At 54.9% G+C, this 15,093-nt stretch carries 14 protein-coding genes and 1 pseudogene; 3 read left to right on the top strand and 12 right to left on the bottom strand.

Features of this window, described 5'->3' with window-relative positions:
• Positions 1-156: 156 nt before the first annotated feature.
• The 11 genes from LCQ44_RS08370 to LCQ44_RS08325 all read right to left on the bottom strand — a co-directional run bounded on the left by LCQ44_RS08370 (position 157) and on the right by LCQ44_RS08325 (position 10,945).
• Positions 157-942, bottom strand: a complete 786-nt coding sequence (locus LCQ44_RS08370) for a dCTP deaminase/dUTPase family protein (protein ID WP_225093583.1) — start codon at positions 940-942, stop codon at positions 157-159.
• A 111-nt stretch (positions 943-1,053) separates the two neighbouring features.
• Positions 1,054-1,578 (bottom strand): hypothetical protein, encoded by a 525-nt coding sequence (locus tag LCQ44_RS08365; protein WP_225093582.1) that lies wholly within the window; start codon positions 1,576-1,578, stop codon positions 1,054-1,056.
• Between the two features lie 23 nt (positions 1,579-1,601).
• Positions 1,602-2,192, bottom strand: a complete 591-nt coding sequence (locus LCQ44_RS08360; RefSeq protein ID WP_225093581.1) for a hypothetical protein — start codon at positions 2,190-2,192, stop codon at positions 1,602-1,604.
• Positions 2,193-2,458: 266 nt separating this feature from the next.
• Positions 2,459-3,565: a hypothetical protein gene (locus tag LCQ44_RS08355; RefSeq protein WP_225093580.1), complete on the bottom strand. Its 1,107-nt coding sequence runs from the start codon at positions 3,563-3,565 to the stop codon at positions 2,459-2,461.
• 361 nt (positions 3,566-3,926) lie between these two features.
• Positions 3,927-4,058 (bottom strand): hypothetical protein, encoded by a 132-nt coding sequence (locus LCQ44_RS10025; RefSeq protein WP_263633866.1) that lies wholly within the window; start codon positions 4,056-4,058, stop codon positions 3,927-3,929.
• A gap of 14 nt (positions 4,059-4,072) precedes the next feature.
• Positions 4,073-4,567 carry a lasso peptide biosynthesis protein gene (locus tag LCQ44_RS08350; protein ID WP_225093579.1) on the bottom strand — a complete coding sequence of 165 codons (495 nt, stop codon included), beginning with the start codon at positions 4,565-4,567 and terminating at the stop codon, positions 4,073-4,075.
• Positions 4,568-4,773: 206 nt separating this feature from the next.
• Positions 4,774-6,036, bottom strand: coding sequence for an IS30 family transposase (locus LCQ44_RS08345; RefSeq protein ID WP_225093555.1), 1,263 nt, complete (start codon positions 6,034-6,036; stop codon positions 4,774-4,776).
• Positions 6,037-6,284: 248 nt separating this feature from the next.
• On the bottom strand, positions 6,285-6,473 hold the full coding sequence (locus tag LCQ44_RS08340; RefSeq protein WP_225093578.1) for an SAM-dependent methyltransferase: 189 nt from the start codon (positions 6,471-6,473) through the stop codon (positions 6,285-6,287).
• A gap of 11 nt (positions 6,474-6,484) precedes the next feature.
• Positions 6,485-7,021: a hypothetical protein gene (locus tag LCQ44_RS08335; protein WP_195240417.1), complete on the bottom strand. Its 537-nt coding sequence runs from the start codon at positions 7,019-7,021 to the stop codon at positions 6,485-6,487.
• A gap of 10 nt (positions 7,022-7,031) precedes the next feature.
• Complete coding sequence (locus LCQ44_RS08330; protein WP_225093577.1) at positions 7,032-8,339, bottom strand: SMODS domain-containing nucleotidyltransferase; 1,308 nt, start codon at positions 8,337-8,339, stop codon at positions 7,032-7,034.
• A gap of 905 nt (positions 8,340-9,244) precedes the next feature.
• On the bottom strand, positions 9,245-10,945 hold the full coding sequence (locus tag LCQ44_RS08325) for an AIPR family protein (protein WP_089571884.1): 1,701 nt from the start codon (positions 10,943-10,945) through the stop codon (positions 9,245-9,247).
• A 327-nt stretch (positions 10,946-11,272) separates the two neighbouring features.
• On the opposite strand from LCQ44_RS08325, the gene LCQ44_RS08320 reads away from it, so the two are divergent.
• From LCQ44_RS08320 to LCQ44_RS10110, 3 genes and pseudogenes are all read left to right on the top strand, one after another.
• On the top strand, positions 11,273-11,506 hold the full coding sequence (locus LCQ44_RS08320) for a hypothetical protein (RefSeq protein ID WP_225093576.1): 234 nt from the start codon (positions 11,273-11,275) through the stop codon (positions 11,504-11,506).
• Between the two features lie 234 nt (positions 11,507-11,740).
• Positions 11,741-12,127, top strand: coding sequence for a transposase (locus LCQ44_RS10115; protein ID WP_089571880.1), 387 nt, complete (start codon positions 11,741-11,743; stop codon positions 12,125-12,127).
• A pseudogene (locus tag LCQ44_RS10110) lies at positions 12,094-12,594 on the top strand (hypothetical protein); the annotation flags it as partial. The gene LCQ44_RS10115 and the pseudogene LCQ44_RS10110, both read left to right, overlap by 34 nt.
• A gap of 112 nt (positions 12,595-12,706) precedes the next feature.
• On the opposite strand, the gene LCQ44_RS08310 reads toward LCQ44_RS10110, so the two are convergent.
• Positions 12,707-14,923, bottom strand: a complete 2,217-nt coding sequence (locus tag LCQ44_RS08310; protein WP_225093575.1) for a hypothetical protein — start codon at positions 14,921-14,923, stop codon at positions 12,707-12,709.
• Positions 14,924-15,093: the final 170 nt, after the last annotated feature.

The raw sequence follows: 15,093 nt of genomic DNA, 5'->3' as shown, positions 1-15,093 counted from the left end.
TTTTGCGACATGCGTTTTTTAAATTGCAGATGTGTTGGGGCTGCTATGGCGGCCATTTAATTTGAAAAATAAAAGTCCGATCAACAGATAGGGGTGCCCCGGCCAACGCAGGGCACCCCGTCTCGGAAGCCATATTGCTTACCCTTAAACTCTTGACTATTTACGTAAAGCAAGGACGACCGCCGCTAAGATACATATGATGCCTATCCAGAGCGGAAGCGGCGCCTTATTCTCTTTGTCCTTAACAAGAAAGGCCTCAATTGCGGACGCAAGGACCAAGAATCCGCCGATAATCAGCAGATCAAGCGCAACGAAACGGACGGTCGTTATATCGGAAGAAATCCCTCCGGCATTAACGTTTACGAGTGTAAAGATCGCGGCGAAGATAGCAAAGAGTGCCAGGACATTACCGTAAATACGAGATTCGATATTGGCGACCTCTTCTTTTTTGTCTTCGACCTTTTTGAGTTCTCCGGCGTAGACATCGGAATAGTCGGCGAGCCCATTAAAGTTGAGCTCATCGGAAAAGGCTCCATGGTAAGGATGGGCAACCGTGCCTTCGACGTGCTGGAATGCTACCTGCGCGATGCCCTTAGACTTATCGAGGGCAATGGTGCTGCCGCTTACATTTGTAATACGGTAGAACAGCCTTGTTCCATGGCCGGGGAAATACAGAGGTGCATCCAAAGAAAGCCCCTGGCGAATGCGCGAATTGCGCAGAAGTACGCTAGCGGTCAGATTGTTGGGTAGCGCGACACATTCAACGCAGGAGACAAAAGTTGAGTCTCCAGGGCCAAGTTCGACCTCGGATTGCTTGCTTTCATTAATGTAGAATCCGTCGGTGCGCAAGTCATACGTAACCTGACCGATGTTCGAAGCATCGGCATTGAGCAGCACCTTGTTGTCGATAAGCTCTTGAATCTTAGTATCGCTCAAGTACATATGAACCACTTCCTTAGGACAACGAGTATAGCACTGAGGTATTGCACTGGCGGCTGTCCCCAAAGGGGACACAGGTGAAGTAAGTTCAACTTCTCTACTCGGCACGCACCCTTAAATAAACTCTCCCGTCTCCAGGTCAACGAAGTCCGCGAGCTTTATCTTTCCGGAGAAGCCGCTCCCCTTGTACTTTCCTGCGTAGGTCTCAGTGTCGAACTTGAACGAAATGTTATACAGCTTTCCAGTCTTTGTCTTCCTGATTAGCCCGTTTTCCAGCATGTAGCTCAGTACCCTCTTATGGCTTTCTCTATCGTTTCCGTTTAGGTAAAAGCAGCAGACACCTTGTTTCGAGCCCGCCGCGATGAGCGTTTCGGGATTCGAGTATTTGGCCTCTACGACGACGCCATCAAGAACTGCGGTTCCGACAATGTCGTCCATGAGGGCGGTTTTGAATGGAGAGAAGAAGAACATCCATTTGCCGCATTGGACAGGATTTATGTCGTGGATTCGCTCCTTATTGATAAACCAAATCCATGAGAACGATTTGACCCTGGCAATCGAGCCGGATTCGTTAAGAAGCGTTTCTTCGACGGACGGCGTTAATTCCTCGTTGTTGCCTGTGTTATTTGAGCTTGCCATTGCATTAATCCTAACAGTCGCCCTTAATAAAGCTCCTCGCCAGCAGCCTCGAGCGCTTGTATCGCTGCGCGTTTTAGCTCATTGAGACTTTCGTAGCCGCTTTCCGACAGCTGGATTATTCGCACGTTGAATGAGTCACCGTACTTGTAATCGGCATACACATCGCAATTGCCCCTACCGAGAAACTGTATGGCCGCTCGATCAATTGCCTTTGCGCTTTGGCCTACGTAGTACAGATCTTTGGTTGCATTATGGACAATGAAGATGCCAGTAATTTCGCCTTGCTGTGTCAGGGCCTTTCGCTGAGACATAAACTCTTCGGCGCTCGCGGCGATTTGCGGATCATCTTCTAGGAGCGATTGGCGTAGCCCTAGTAGATTCTCTTGTTGCCTTGATGCAGTAATAACAAGAAAGAGCCCGTCCACAAAAAAGAATAAGCCAAGGAGTAAGAAAGTAAAAGAAAGCGAGCCATATATGTTGGCACTCGATGGCAGAGCGGAAAAGAAACTGACAATTGCCAATACAAGCCCAGTAACGCTGATGACTTTTCCGATCGGGATGAGCCTCCTTGGAGGGGCCGATGCGACGGTTTTGATTTGATAGTAGTTCCTCATGTTATGACTCCAGTGATATAGGCAATTGGGTCCAAATGAAGCTTTATAAACGGTAGCATTTGGATTGCAATTATCTTATCGCTCTGGCAGATGGGGTGTAAGGCTCAACATCGGTAATGGATCGAGAGGCAGTCGAGCTGAACAAAATAGTGCCGTCGCAGCGATGGCTGATACGGCACCAATCTCTAAGAAATTGATTTAGTAGTAGGCTAAAGACTTCTGCAATAGCTGCATTCATCCCTCTCTGGTCTCACTTAAACGGGGCCTTAGCAGCGAAATGCGGCAGCCAGGAGCGTTGTTCCCAGAAGGAAAAGCGTTACGGAAGCGGCAATCCAGTCGCTGTCGGCGGTCTTGGGGAGTGTCGTTGCGGTCGTGCTGGTGGCTTTAGGCTTAGAGGACGCAGGCACTGTGGTCTTGGTCACCGTCGTCTTGATCGTTATGTTTGTTTTGGGCGACGTGGCCGCAGGTTTCACCGTTGGATCCGTCGTCGGCCCCGCACCGGGCTGCCCTGCAGCAGGGCCGGCACTACCATCTGGTTTACCCTCCCCGAATCCAGGCACGTCGTCTCCATCGGTCTCCCCTGCCGGTGGCGTGGCGGCATCGGGCTCAACCACCACATGCGGTGCCATCGCACCGGCAGCATTCACCACGCCGTCAGCACCAAAGGCCCCGCCGGCAGGCGTCACAAACCGTGCGGACACAAGCGAGCCGCCCAAGCACGCGACGCCGCCATCGGTACCTGCCGCATCGAGCCACGAGGCATCGACGGAAAGCCGACAGCCGGCCGCCCCATCGCCAAGGCCTAAGTCCTGCAGATACACGCCATAAGCGCGCACGCCCGCTCCGGACCCGGTGCTCGCGGCAACGACGCGCCCGCCACCGCGCACGGCCATGTCGCCGGCGATCACGCCGGCCACGGCCTCGTCCGTGACGTCGGCCCCGTCCGCCCGGGCATCGACGGTGCAGACGTCCACCACGAGCGCCCGCGAGACGTGGATCGCGCACTGCGAGCCCGATGCCGCCAGGGACCCGGTGCCGCGAAGCGTCAGGTCGCCCCACACCTCCATGCCGCACTGCGTGATGTCCGCATCGGGCGCATGCGACTCCGTCACGGAGTTTTGCCCGGCAAGTGTCAGCACCAGGTCGCCGTCAGCGCCGATGGCCTCTCCCGCGTAGCCGTTAAGCTCCAGGTGGCCGGCATCGGTCCAGGCCCAGCCGGGGCCCGACACGCCCGGCTCGTAGTACGTCGCGCCCGCGATGACGAGGCTCTCCGCGCCCGCGGCATAAGAAGGCCCGCCCAGCAAAACGCATAGGCAGGCTATGGCAACGATCTCAATGTAATGACGGCTGGTGTAGGACTCGGCAGCAAACATACCCGCTCCGATCTTCGCAGGAGCCAATAGAATGTGCACCAGAAAATGCCCTGGTAACAGCAGTTATTAGTTTAGCGAGATCAATGCGTGAGCAAAGACAAATCGCGTGAGCAATGTCCACAATTAGGTGTAAATCGTTTTGCCAGTCGGTGAAAGGAAGAATCTGGGCTCGACATAATCGTGCACAACTCCGTACGGATTGGGATGGTTGAAGTGAGCATGTGCGATAGGTACAGGGCCGGGGTTTCTAGCGAGTGGCGACAGCCGCGCGGCATCGAAAGAACGGGTGCGAACCCATGCGAAAGCGCTGAGAATTTGCACGTTTCCGTACCGCGAATACAGTTGGTACGGAGAAAGACGATTACTCAAGCACGGGCAAGTCTGGATGATTCTTCTCTTTTATTTCGGTAAAAAACTCCCCAAGCGTCTTCTCCTCCCACGCCGGATACTCCGACCCGTCGTCGGTCTTAAAACGCAAATAAGGCTGTTCCATATCATTCACCTCCCTTAAATCACATCATCTTTGACTGTGTCGCGCAACGCGTCTACATTTGCTTTCAACGGGCTCATATCCAACAGGTCGCAAGTGAACTTCCACAAGATTCGCTTCGGTGATTTATCACAATATTCGACTACCGGCATTCCCTGTACTTTGCTAATCAAAGCGTCGCGCCAGTCCTCATCAAATGTAAACGGACGATATTCCATTCCTTGTTCGTTCGCCTCGTACGACCCCATCACGATAGGGAAACGAACATCAAACGTCGAAAATGGTGAGAACTTAGCATTGCCGTAAATAGCGATGTCCACAATCTTCCCATCCAGCTCGAGCCACGCATGATAGAACTCATAGCCGCTTGGAGGCACGACCAGCCCGTAGCAAATACGAGGCTTGTAACCAAGATATTTCAGCGCAATAAACAGCTCGACCGTCGTGGACAGACAGCCATCCGGCTCTTCGGCCGCGCACATTTTATTGAATGGGTTGATTTTCAATCTCAACGCAACAGCCTGAACGGGCCCCGCGTTTCCGCAGCTAGCGCAACGCGGAAATAGCCCCCGGCACCTGCTCGTCGCCTCGTTTCCGCAGGTGGAGAGGCTGTGGAGGCCGGTGCCCCCATGCCGCCGCCGCATGCTCCGCCAGCCCGCCGCGCAGCCGTTCCGGACTCAGCGCAACGGGCCCTCCGGCCCATGTCCCGGCCCGCCGCCTATCCCGCCAGCGGCCCCTCGCCCCTCGCGGCCCTGGCCCTGTCGATGCAGCCGGGCGTGAGGTCGAGCTCGCCGGGCGCCAGCTCCTCTATCCCGAACGCGTCCATGAGGGCGGAGGCGTCCTCCCCGAGGGCCGCCCGCAGCACGCGCGCCGGCGTCAGGAACCCGAGCGCCCCCCTCGGCTCGGAGTTCACCTGCGACATGAGCAGCGCGCAGTCCGCCGCCGTCAGCCGGTCGAACCTGGCCCCTGCGCCCTTGGGCAGCAGCTTCCTGATCTCCACGTGGTTCTTCTCGCACGCGCCCTTCTGCTGGCTCTGCCGGGGGTCGCAGTAGAAGAGCCTGGTCTCGCCGTCCCGCTCGCCGAACAGCGCCGCGATGGCGCCCTCGTCGGCGAACTCGCTCCCGTTGTCGGTGAGCACGGCGCCGAAGGCGCGCCTCGCGCCGTCCTCGCCGAGGACCCCGCGCAGGGAGGAGAGCGCCGCCAGGACCGAGGCGCACGTGCCGTCCGGCAGCGGCAGGGCCAGCTGGAAGCGGCTCGGGCGGTGCAGGAGCGTGAGGAGCCTGGCGGAGTCGCCCCTGGGGCCCTCGACGGTGTCCATCTCCCAGGCCGCGGCGCAGGCGTCCTCGCCGAGCGCGAGGAACGACGCGTGCGACCTGCGCGCCGAGTGGGACGTCGCCCTCTTCGGGGCCCGGCGCGACCTCGGCCTGTAGCCGACCTTGCGCCTGAGCTCCATGTTCGTCATGCCGTCGTAGCCGGCGTCCACCCACCTGTAGACGGTGGAGGCGCTGAGCCCGGGGGTCGTCGCCGCTATCTGCTGCGGGGAGAGCCCGCGCGCGAGCCCGTCCCTGATGGCCGCTAGCTTGGCGGCGGCGCCCTCCTCGGTCTCGTCGATCCCGGACCTGCTCGCCGAGAGCTCGGCGTCGGCCGCCTCCTGCGCCCTCCTGGCGCTGTAGAACACCCTGGGCCTCCTCGAGCAGCCGTAGCCCCTCCTGTGCGAGCAGCCGTTGCAGCACCTCGGCCACGCGGAGAGCCTGGGGCAGGCCCCCGACAGGTCCGCGGGCGCGGGCTCGCCGTAGCGCGAGCGCGGCGCGGTGACGTAGCGGTGCGCCGCCACCTCCCTGGTCACGGTCGACGGCGACCTGCCGAGCTCCGCGGCGATCTCGCGGGCGCTGCGGTTGCGGTCGAGCATCCTCTCGACCGTGTTCCTCTCGTGCCTCGTGAGCCTCCCGTACGACCTTCCGGACGGCTTGGGTCTGGACATGCCGGCCTCCCTCCATCGCGGGCCGGGGGATTCCGGCCCCTCTGGGGTTGCCTACCCGGATTCGCGCCTCAGGACTCAGCGCAACGCGTTGCGCTGAGTCCTGAGGCTGTTGCAATGAAAATGAGAATCAAGGATTTTATTGAATGCCTTGGTCATCGCAAAAACCATTTTCTTGTCTTCAAATCCAGAGAGCTGTCGCTGAATATAATGAATTGCGTCGTAATCTCGTTTCAATTGTCTTTCTCCTCTCATAGTCCCAGCTGTGAAAGCATGCCCTCGACCTTGGCGATGGCCGCCGCCTTTTCGGCCTCGATGCGCTTGATGTCGTCGCGCACGGCAGCAAGGTCCACCGGCTCCTCTTCCGCGAACGTGTCCACGTAGCGTGGGATGTTCAGGTTCCAGCCGTTGACGCAGCAGCACCGCCAACCGGCCGTCATCGTCGTCCAGGTTATTTCAGGTCGCTCTTTTTGAATGAAGTGGATAGCATCATGAGCAGAACGTCGTTCACTAACCTGCCTCGTAAATTGCAAAGCGTGGTAAATGCGGTTTTACCAAGGAGCTTCTTCTCGTCATCGTCGATTCGGCCCTTTTCCGGCGGACAGTGAACGATAAGTCCGCATCGGGAGCTCTTACCGTTGATAATCTCCCTAAAGCCTTCTTTGTCTAAATATCCGTAGACCACTATCAACAGGAGCGCATCCTTTGCCTTGGATATCTGTTTGTCCGAAACGCGCTGTATGTTCTTCCTCTTGATCAGCCCAGAGTCGGAAAGATCCTCTTCGAGGTCATGGTAGTCCTCGTCACTCGCGACAATCAGTATCTTCTTGCCGTACAGCGCAAGGCCGAAGCGCCACGCCGCTTTACCGAGACGCGTGAAGGCTCCGATAGCCAATGCGACGAACGACAGGAATCCCATGAATTCGAGGACAAGAGATATGTTTCCTCCAACAGAAAGAATGCCTGAAATTACGTTGTTGATATCCATCGATTATCACCTACTCTACGTTGATGAAGAATGGGTTGCTCCAACGGACGCAATAGCCCCTTCGGATTACAAAACATTGAACATAGTGTTTCCCCGTATACGCTGTCTCCTCCCGACGGGAAGTCTTTTCTATGTTTGGGATCTCGAAACCACCCCTACGGCAAACCCTCATAGCTTCATCGCCGGTATTCGTGACTTGCCACTTTACCCTGCCATCTTTTACCGGCCCACAGTTCACTCTGTACACGATAGTGGAGCCCTTCGGTATGAGCGCGCCGTCGTTTTCGAGTGCTCGCATTTCTCCTGAAGGCAATTTGACCGTCGCCGTAATTGTTGCATTTGGCTTACGTGCCTGCATGGGAAAGCCTAACGGCTGCCTGTGCGGAACAGACAATGCGTACTGTTGGCTTATTGACTTATCTGATGCCGTGGTTCCGTACGAAGAGACTCCCGAAGGAAAGTTGTTTCCAAGTATTTGCTTCCAGACGCTGTTGCCGGTTCCTTCATCCGCAAGAAGCGAGAGATGCTCGTTGAGTTTGTCCACGAACTGGGCGAAATCGTTATAGCAGTACTTTCCGGCAAGGTTGTTTCCCTCTATGGCTGGATCCTCAATGAAGGGCACCTTGTACGAGTCGAGTTCATCGGCGTATGCAACTGCAAGGTTCGCCATTACCTGCATGACGCAGTCCTCGATTGACAACCCTGCTTCAGGTAGATTGTCGGCGATCATCTTCTCAAGAGTGATGCCCTTTGGGAACTTCACACAACTTGGGCAGTTCTCCCTTCTCCACCACTTCATTATCTTCACTAGAGGTTTGTAATCCCCGTTGAACCCTTTGTTAACCTCAGTCGTCCAAGCGAGATGCTCTTTGGGATTCGTCTGCCTCCATTCGCCATCGGTTTTCGAACCGATGTAGAGAAGACCGTCTTCATCTTTGACCAAGGGGACAACATCGAGATGGAAGTTCGCCATGTCAATGCCGATGGAATGCGTTTGCATTTTGACGCTCTTGTAGCACTCGCGCTCGCGTATCGCATCCTCGAGCTCGACCAAAACGCGATACGGGGAGTCGTTAATGGAGCGGTTTGTCTCAACGATGATGTCAATATCGCAGCTGTCAGAATCTTTCTTCGGTCGTATGAAGGTCTGCTTGGCGTATGAACCCGAGAGGTATGTGTCCTTGCATACAGCCCCATAAGTCTCACTTGCCTTGAGATGGTCCCTGAGATTTCGGTGAAGTCGACTCGCTTCATCAATGGTGCTCTTGCTGGGATTGATGTCCTTCAAGAATGATTCAAAGTCTGCGCTATTTGTCATATAACCGCCTTTCCAAACAGATGTTCTAGTGTCTGACATTATAACAACCGTGCTTTAAAAATGTGGTTTTTAGAGCCATTGCTAGGCACAAGATGTTGCGGTCTCATTCCATCCGTACGATTCAGGAGCTGTCTGGCAAGCAGGAGGACAGAATGGAGCCTCAAAGCCTCCTTGAAGTCATTGAGATTCTTGTCGATTTTCGAAACATTTGCGCGCGACGATCGGCTTTGCTGTGCAAGGCCGCGCGGGCGCGATTTAAGCAATATGCTCCACTCGCTCGAGAGGGTTTTGCCCACAAGCGAGATGCCGGAACTCGTCAATGAGCTCGACTCTGTACTACTGAAGCATCCTACATGTCTACAGCAGAATCACGCTGGAAATCGCAAAAACAATGGTGGCTTTTTTAAGGCCGCTATGAGCCAAAGCTGCCAAAGAGCAACAAACTAACTACAAACCATTGGCCTGCAAAAGCCCCGTGCATTGCAGCCAGCAGCGGGCTGCAATGCACGGGCCTGCCGTTGTGCTATGTACGTGAGATTCATACAGTGGTCTACTGCCCCTGTGCCCTGTACATGCCCTCGGTTGCCTCATGGGTGCCGCCCTGACGGCGGCCGGCGCCACGCTCATGGCGCGCCGCCCGGACGGGTTCGCCCCCGAGAAGCCGCATGAAGGCGAAGAGGAAGGCGAGCAGAATGGCCTTCCTGCTGCACCTGATTGGAATGGGCATGGGGCTGTGCACGCTCGTCGTCTACGCTTGCATCAAGGTTGGGGCTGAAAGCGAAGCGGCTGACTATGCGGGCTGATCAGTGAGCGTCAAACTGTTCGGAACCGAATGGAAAAAGAGAGGCCCTTTGCAAAAAGGACCTCTCTGCTGAAAGCATTCTAGAGAGCAGCCTTGGATTACCTTAAGGTAACTGTAGCGAAATCTTTTCCTTGACTTTGGTTGCCATGGCGTAGGACTTAGCGGTTTTGGATGTTCCGCCAAGGGCCAGATAAACATCCAAAACCATGTCCGCAACTTCTTGAATAATTTCATCTGACAGCTTGTCAAGGTCGAGTTTCTCTATGTCACCGAACGTCAGGTTATCTTTTTTGGACAAGATGGAAGCAACGCCCATTATCACGTAAAATCGTATGTCGCTTATTTGGGACCCTTCTAAGTCTCTCTTAATTTGCGGAAACCTCAAGCAAACCTGTTTTCCAAGGCTAGCGGCTCTGTAGTAAGCCTCAAGGTTGCCATCCTGCCCAAATATTTTCTTATACTGAGCCTCGTCAGACAAAAGCGTCGACGGTCTTGCTCTTGCCTGATCCGGTCTGCCGAGAAGTATCGACATCATGCATTGTGCAAGAAAGGAGAGGGTTACGATCTCCTCCCTCTTCCTCCCCTGGTTTTTGTAATAGTTCTTCCGCCTTTCGTAATACAACCCATTTCTTTTCATGTAGAGTTCGATTTGAATATGGATTTGATCAGTAGCGCGAAGCGATGTCTTTTTCACCTGAGTTTGGTTGTTCGTCGCCAGTATCACTCTGTTTCTGGTCTCATCGCTTCCGGGCACAAGGATTTTTACCATCACATTTCTGGAATCTTCGGCGTCTTCCGTACGAGACTCCATAAATTTGTATATTTCATATGACGTTTGAAGTCCATTAACGATGCGAGGCTCTTCCATTTTCACTTCTGCTCCTGCTATTTGATAGGCTTCAGAAGCCAGTATCGTTACTCCGTTGTTGAGCCACCAGAAATCGTCTTCGCTAGGATGCTCCAACGTTTCCCTGATTCCTTTGTTGACTGAAACATTTCCCTCGTAATCTCTGACGTTCGCCTCGAAAAGATAGCTACGGAGCTGCCCCTGGTCGTCAGTGAGGAAGCGGTAGTAATCCGACAAAGACACCAGGCCAAAGACGTCCGTTCTCTGAGGAACCGACGCATAGGACCCCGAAAAACGCATAACAAGCCCGCTCTCTGCGGGAGGCGACCAGATGCGCATCAATTCGTCTGCTCCAACTAAAACGCACGAAGAGCTAAATCGGCTTACGCCGACGATTTCGTCAATGGCGGCCGGAAGCTGCTCTTTCTGAATCTTAACGCCGTCCGATGGTGAATCCGCATTCGCGATGTACACGAACTTCATTCGGATTTCGTTTCCGGCCATCGCTGCTGCTTGAATCGCTTCTCTTATTCTTCTAAAAGTATCGATAACACGTTCGGAATATTTATCATTGAATTCATTTAAATTTATACCGAATGTTAGAAGGTCATTACAGGTGTCCTTCCACTTCAAGAACACGTCTTCTTTGAATGATTTTGAAACCTTGGTCTGAAGAATAACTATTTCAACCCTTGATCCACGATTGATGTAGTCTTTAATCTGGACGTCCTCACTCAAGAAATTATTGTTGGCAAAGATGTAGATCGCATCGCAGCCCCCGTCTCGCGACCCTCCAATGAGCCCTTCCGCTATCTCATCGTCGTCAAGGTCGTATGGAGCCATGTATCGAGAAGAGGCCAACAGTTCAAAGTAGTCCCCTTTAGAACTATACTCAGCCTGCTTAGAGAATTCGTCCGAAATGAATCCGTCTATCAGAATCTGGCTGTTAGTTGGCATTCTTCCTCCATCCAAAGATGAATAAACTAATGAAATGATATGACTTTTATGATTTTAGTGTAAACACCAAAACAGCCGCGTCTTAACACCCTGATAAGCTTTGGGCAAAATTATCGCAACGCCTTATTCAACAGGAGGTTGCGATGACGCGGGCAAACATAGAACACAGGAACATGTGGGCAGATCACATCGAACGCTGCCTCTCGTCCAGTATGTGTGTGGGACTGGTGTAGGCTCAACCACGTAAGCAGACCCTGCCTTTACAGGTGGCTGGCCAAGTTCAGGGATGAGGGGTCCGGGCGCTTCCCATGCAGGAATGCCGCCACGATGGATTGGCTCGAGATCGCCAGTTACGGCCTGGCGGATGCAAAGGGCATCGTGCCAGTGGTGAGCAGCGCTTCGGATAGCGCGGTAGCCTCGGCTGCCAAGTGCGGCGATGTCGTTGTGAACTCGTTCACCACCTCCGACCGTGTGCTCATGTCACGACATTCCACCGACATGCGTGCCAGCATTCAGCGCCTTGCTGTCTGTGGTAGCGGAAAACTGAACACTTCGGCTTGACCATTTAGGACACAAAGGCAGGCACGCCAACCATCACAATCGACTACCTTGGTTGCTGCCTAGAAATATCAACCAGGGAGGTCGGAAAGGTGTGATCAGCATGTCCACGGTTCATTCTATACGGCAGATGAGGAAGCGGGTCGACTCGATATCCGAGAATGCCTGAAAAACGGGCGTGTCGCGTAACACGGTGTACACCAAGCTGAAGAGCCCGACCTCACGCCACCCATCCTGGTGCGCAGGCGGGGCGACAGGTTGCTCAACGCCTACCGGGGTGTGTTTTGCGCACGGCTAGACGAGGGCTCGAGGCAGTGGCGCAAGCATCGCCACACCGCGCGCAGGATATGGCTCGCCTCTGCCCTCGAGGTGGACCGCATGAGCGCGAGCCAAGTGTCGAGGATCTGCGAGTTGTCCGACGCGATCGTTGAGGACATGCAGACCAGGGGCCTCTCTGATACGGCCTTTCCCTACGTCTGGCACGATGCGATCCGCATTAAATGCAGAGATCCGGGCCACGCCTCCTCGTGCGCGATCGTCACCGCCATCGGCGCCTGCTTAGATGGCGGTGACGATCGCTCGGGCTCGATGCCGTTGACACGGAGTCCTATGCCGGATGGTTGACGTTTCTGCGCTCGTTGCGCGAGCGGGGTGTTGAAGGAGTCGTCTGCGTAACCTCCATATCACTCCTTCTCGCACACAGCGCAGATTACCAGGGTGCGCTCATCAACCCAGCTGGAGAGCACCTTGCGGCTCGGGTATCCCATGGCCCCTATCGTGCGCGCCAGACTTTTCCCGTGCCCCGAGTAGTGATCGACCGCATTCCGCTTCTCCTCATCGGAATACCTCGGCCTGCGATGCTCCCCTTCCAGGAACTCATCGCCGCCGAGCTGGTATTCCTTCCGCCGGTTGTGGGGTGTGACACGGCTGGGTTAGCCGAGCTCTGCTATGGTGTCGGCCGTGCTGCATCCGAAACCGGCGAACGTCTCGATGGCTTTCGCCTTTTGTTCTGCGCTGTAAATCCGTATGATCCTGCCGGTCCTCTTTTGGTCCAGGATTTCCTCCGCAGTTCCAAGGGGCTAGATGGATAAATCAGGCAGGGCCATTACAGCGCTACGTGTTGAAAACTAGGCCAGCGAAGAGAACTTTGTGAAACGTTTTGTGAAGCGCGGCAGGACGAAGCTACCCCTCGGCAGAGGCGTCTCAACCGCCGGCGGGAACGTCGACACAGCTTTCAAGGTAGCTCTTCATGATGTCTTCCAATGTGGGCACGCGCCCTTCGGCCAATATGCCCAAGGCATCCAGCACATCGAATACGGCGGTTGCGTCATCGGCCCCGAGAAGGTCTTTGTTGCACTGGTTCAACCTCGCATCGAGCACAGTATGCCCGCGCCGCGCGGCCACCCTTGCAAGGGCATCGCCATCGGCAATCAGTGGGTGCCTTTGGATTTCGAAAACCAGCCCATACTCTTCGCCGGGCTTTCTGGAATCGAGATCAAACGCGAGTCCGATCTCTTGGACAACGAGCCATGTTTCGGCATATAGCTTCCCCGCCTCATCCAAGAATAGCCTCGTCATAGCGGGCACGAAATCCCCATACCCAAGAAATATCCCGCAAAGAAGCGTTTTCGACAGGGAAGAGACCTTCGGATAGCGAGACAGCCACGCCCTGCCCTCTCGAGTTTTAAGCAAGGGGCAAACCTCTTCGGGATTTCCAAGCATTTCCGTAAGTATGTAGAACCTGGCACAGAAGGCGGCGGCGGTCCTGTTAATCCGAATGCCGGGCGCGTAATGGCCCATCGGAGTCTCGAAGCCGGCGGCCCTTTCATATGCGACCCTGCACTCCGCACGCATACCAAGCAAGGCGTAGCACAGGCTCATCTCGAAATAGGGATATCCGAGGGACGGTTGCTTATTGAGCGCGGCGAGGCGCTCTTCGGCAATCGAGAGCTGCAATTTCGCCACCTCGGGTTTGTCGTACAGTGTCAGCCGGGCAAGCTGCCATCGACACTCGAGCGCCGCCATATCCTGCAGGCTTCTCTCAAGGAGGCCTATAGCCTCATCAGTGTACGACACGGCGCGCTCAACGCTCTCTCCAACCATTAAGGCTAGGGCAGCGCGTTCTCGCAGCACTTGGGAGCGCCGCAGAATCGCCTCGGGAGGAAGGCCATCCTCCATCACATCCAAGTCATGCTCCGCGTCCCCATCCTTGAAATACCGCATTACGCTCTCAGCCAAAGTATTTGGGAAGCGGTCATTCACCGCCAAGCCCGAAAGCATCGCACTCAGGTTCTTATGGGCATAGTAGCGTGCATCGGGGTCGCTTACGCACAAAAACCGATCGCATCGAGCGAAGAAATTGAGCACGGGTGCGGGATCGAGCCCGTCGGACCACGCGATTCTGCCCAGGCTCGCCATAGCGACGACGCGCTGTTGCTCGGAAAGGGAGGCATTGCTGAGGGTGTTTTTGACCTCGACCAAATACAGCTTGTTCCTGTCCTCGATACTTGTCCCTATCTGCCTCATGAAAAGAAGCCGCAGATTGAAGAGCTGCCCAAAATCGTTGGGGCCAATCGGAGCAAGCGCCTTTTCGCATTCCTCAATCAACCCCCACCCTTCTTTAACGCCGCCATCAGGCAAGCCGATTTTCGTTTTATTCAATGCTGCGTTCTCAAACAGCAGCAAGAGGAACGACTTATTCCGAACGCCCAGACGCTTAGCTTCGCGATACGTCTTCTTGAACTCGTCGTCGGCGACTTTGAACTGACCGTTCACGACATAGCTAATCGCGCGGTTGTGCCAAAGCTGGACCGTGATGAAAGGGTCTGTCTTGTCGGTTTTCTCGGCCAAGGCGCTTTCGAGCTCCGCTTGCGACCCAGCACGATCGCAAGCGGCGTCCGCGATAATATGGAGGGCGAAATGCCTGAAAGCCGGCTCTAAGTTTTCGTTCTCAAGCATCCTTTTCGCAACGCCGTTGTTTCCCAAGTAGATGTTGCAGAAAAACCTATCCTTGTCGAGGCAGGTGAGCTGCATTCTGGACAGTCGATCACGGTCAACCGAGTTCATCAGCCTGAAGGCAGCTACATAGTCGCATTCGGGAAGAGAGGGATCCGCCTTGTCCACTATGTCATCGAGCTGCTGCGCACACCAAAAATAGTTGACGAGAAGAGCGAACAGACTCAACGCGAGAAAGGGCGATGCCACACCCGCCAACCATAAAAGGCTAAGCTTTACCGATGCAAACAATGCATCGGACGCCAGTGCTGCAACATAGATACCGGCCTTGTAAAACCGCGCCAAAGCCTGCTTACGCAACCACAGCAAAAACAGCCCGACGACAATCGAAAACGCCAGGATAGAATGGGCCGGGTCAGGCCCCGTGACGATATCAATCGCAGCAAGGATATCTTGGAACGCCATAATCCTCCGCTAGACTCGAGTCTAATACTCGTTTGCTATTGTAGCTTGCATTCTGCATTGATCTTCCTTCATGTAGTTTCAAATCGAACACATGTTTTGTTTTTAGGAACAGAGTTACATCAAAGGAGGCCGTATCAGCCAACGCTGATACGGCCTCCCTCTAGATTCGA

Origin of the sequence: Collinsella aerofaciens (genome assembly GCF_020181355.1) — a bacterium.
GTDB lineage: Bacteria > Actinomycetota > Coriobacteriia > Coriobacteriales > Coriobacteriaceae > Collinsella.
The sequence above is the reverse complement of the archived record's forward strand: the minus strand, read 5'-3'. Positions and strand labels throughout refer to the sequence as shown.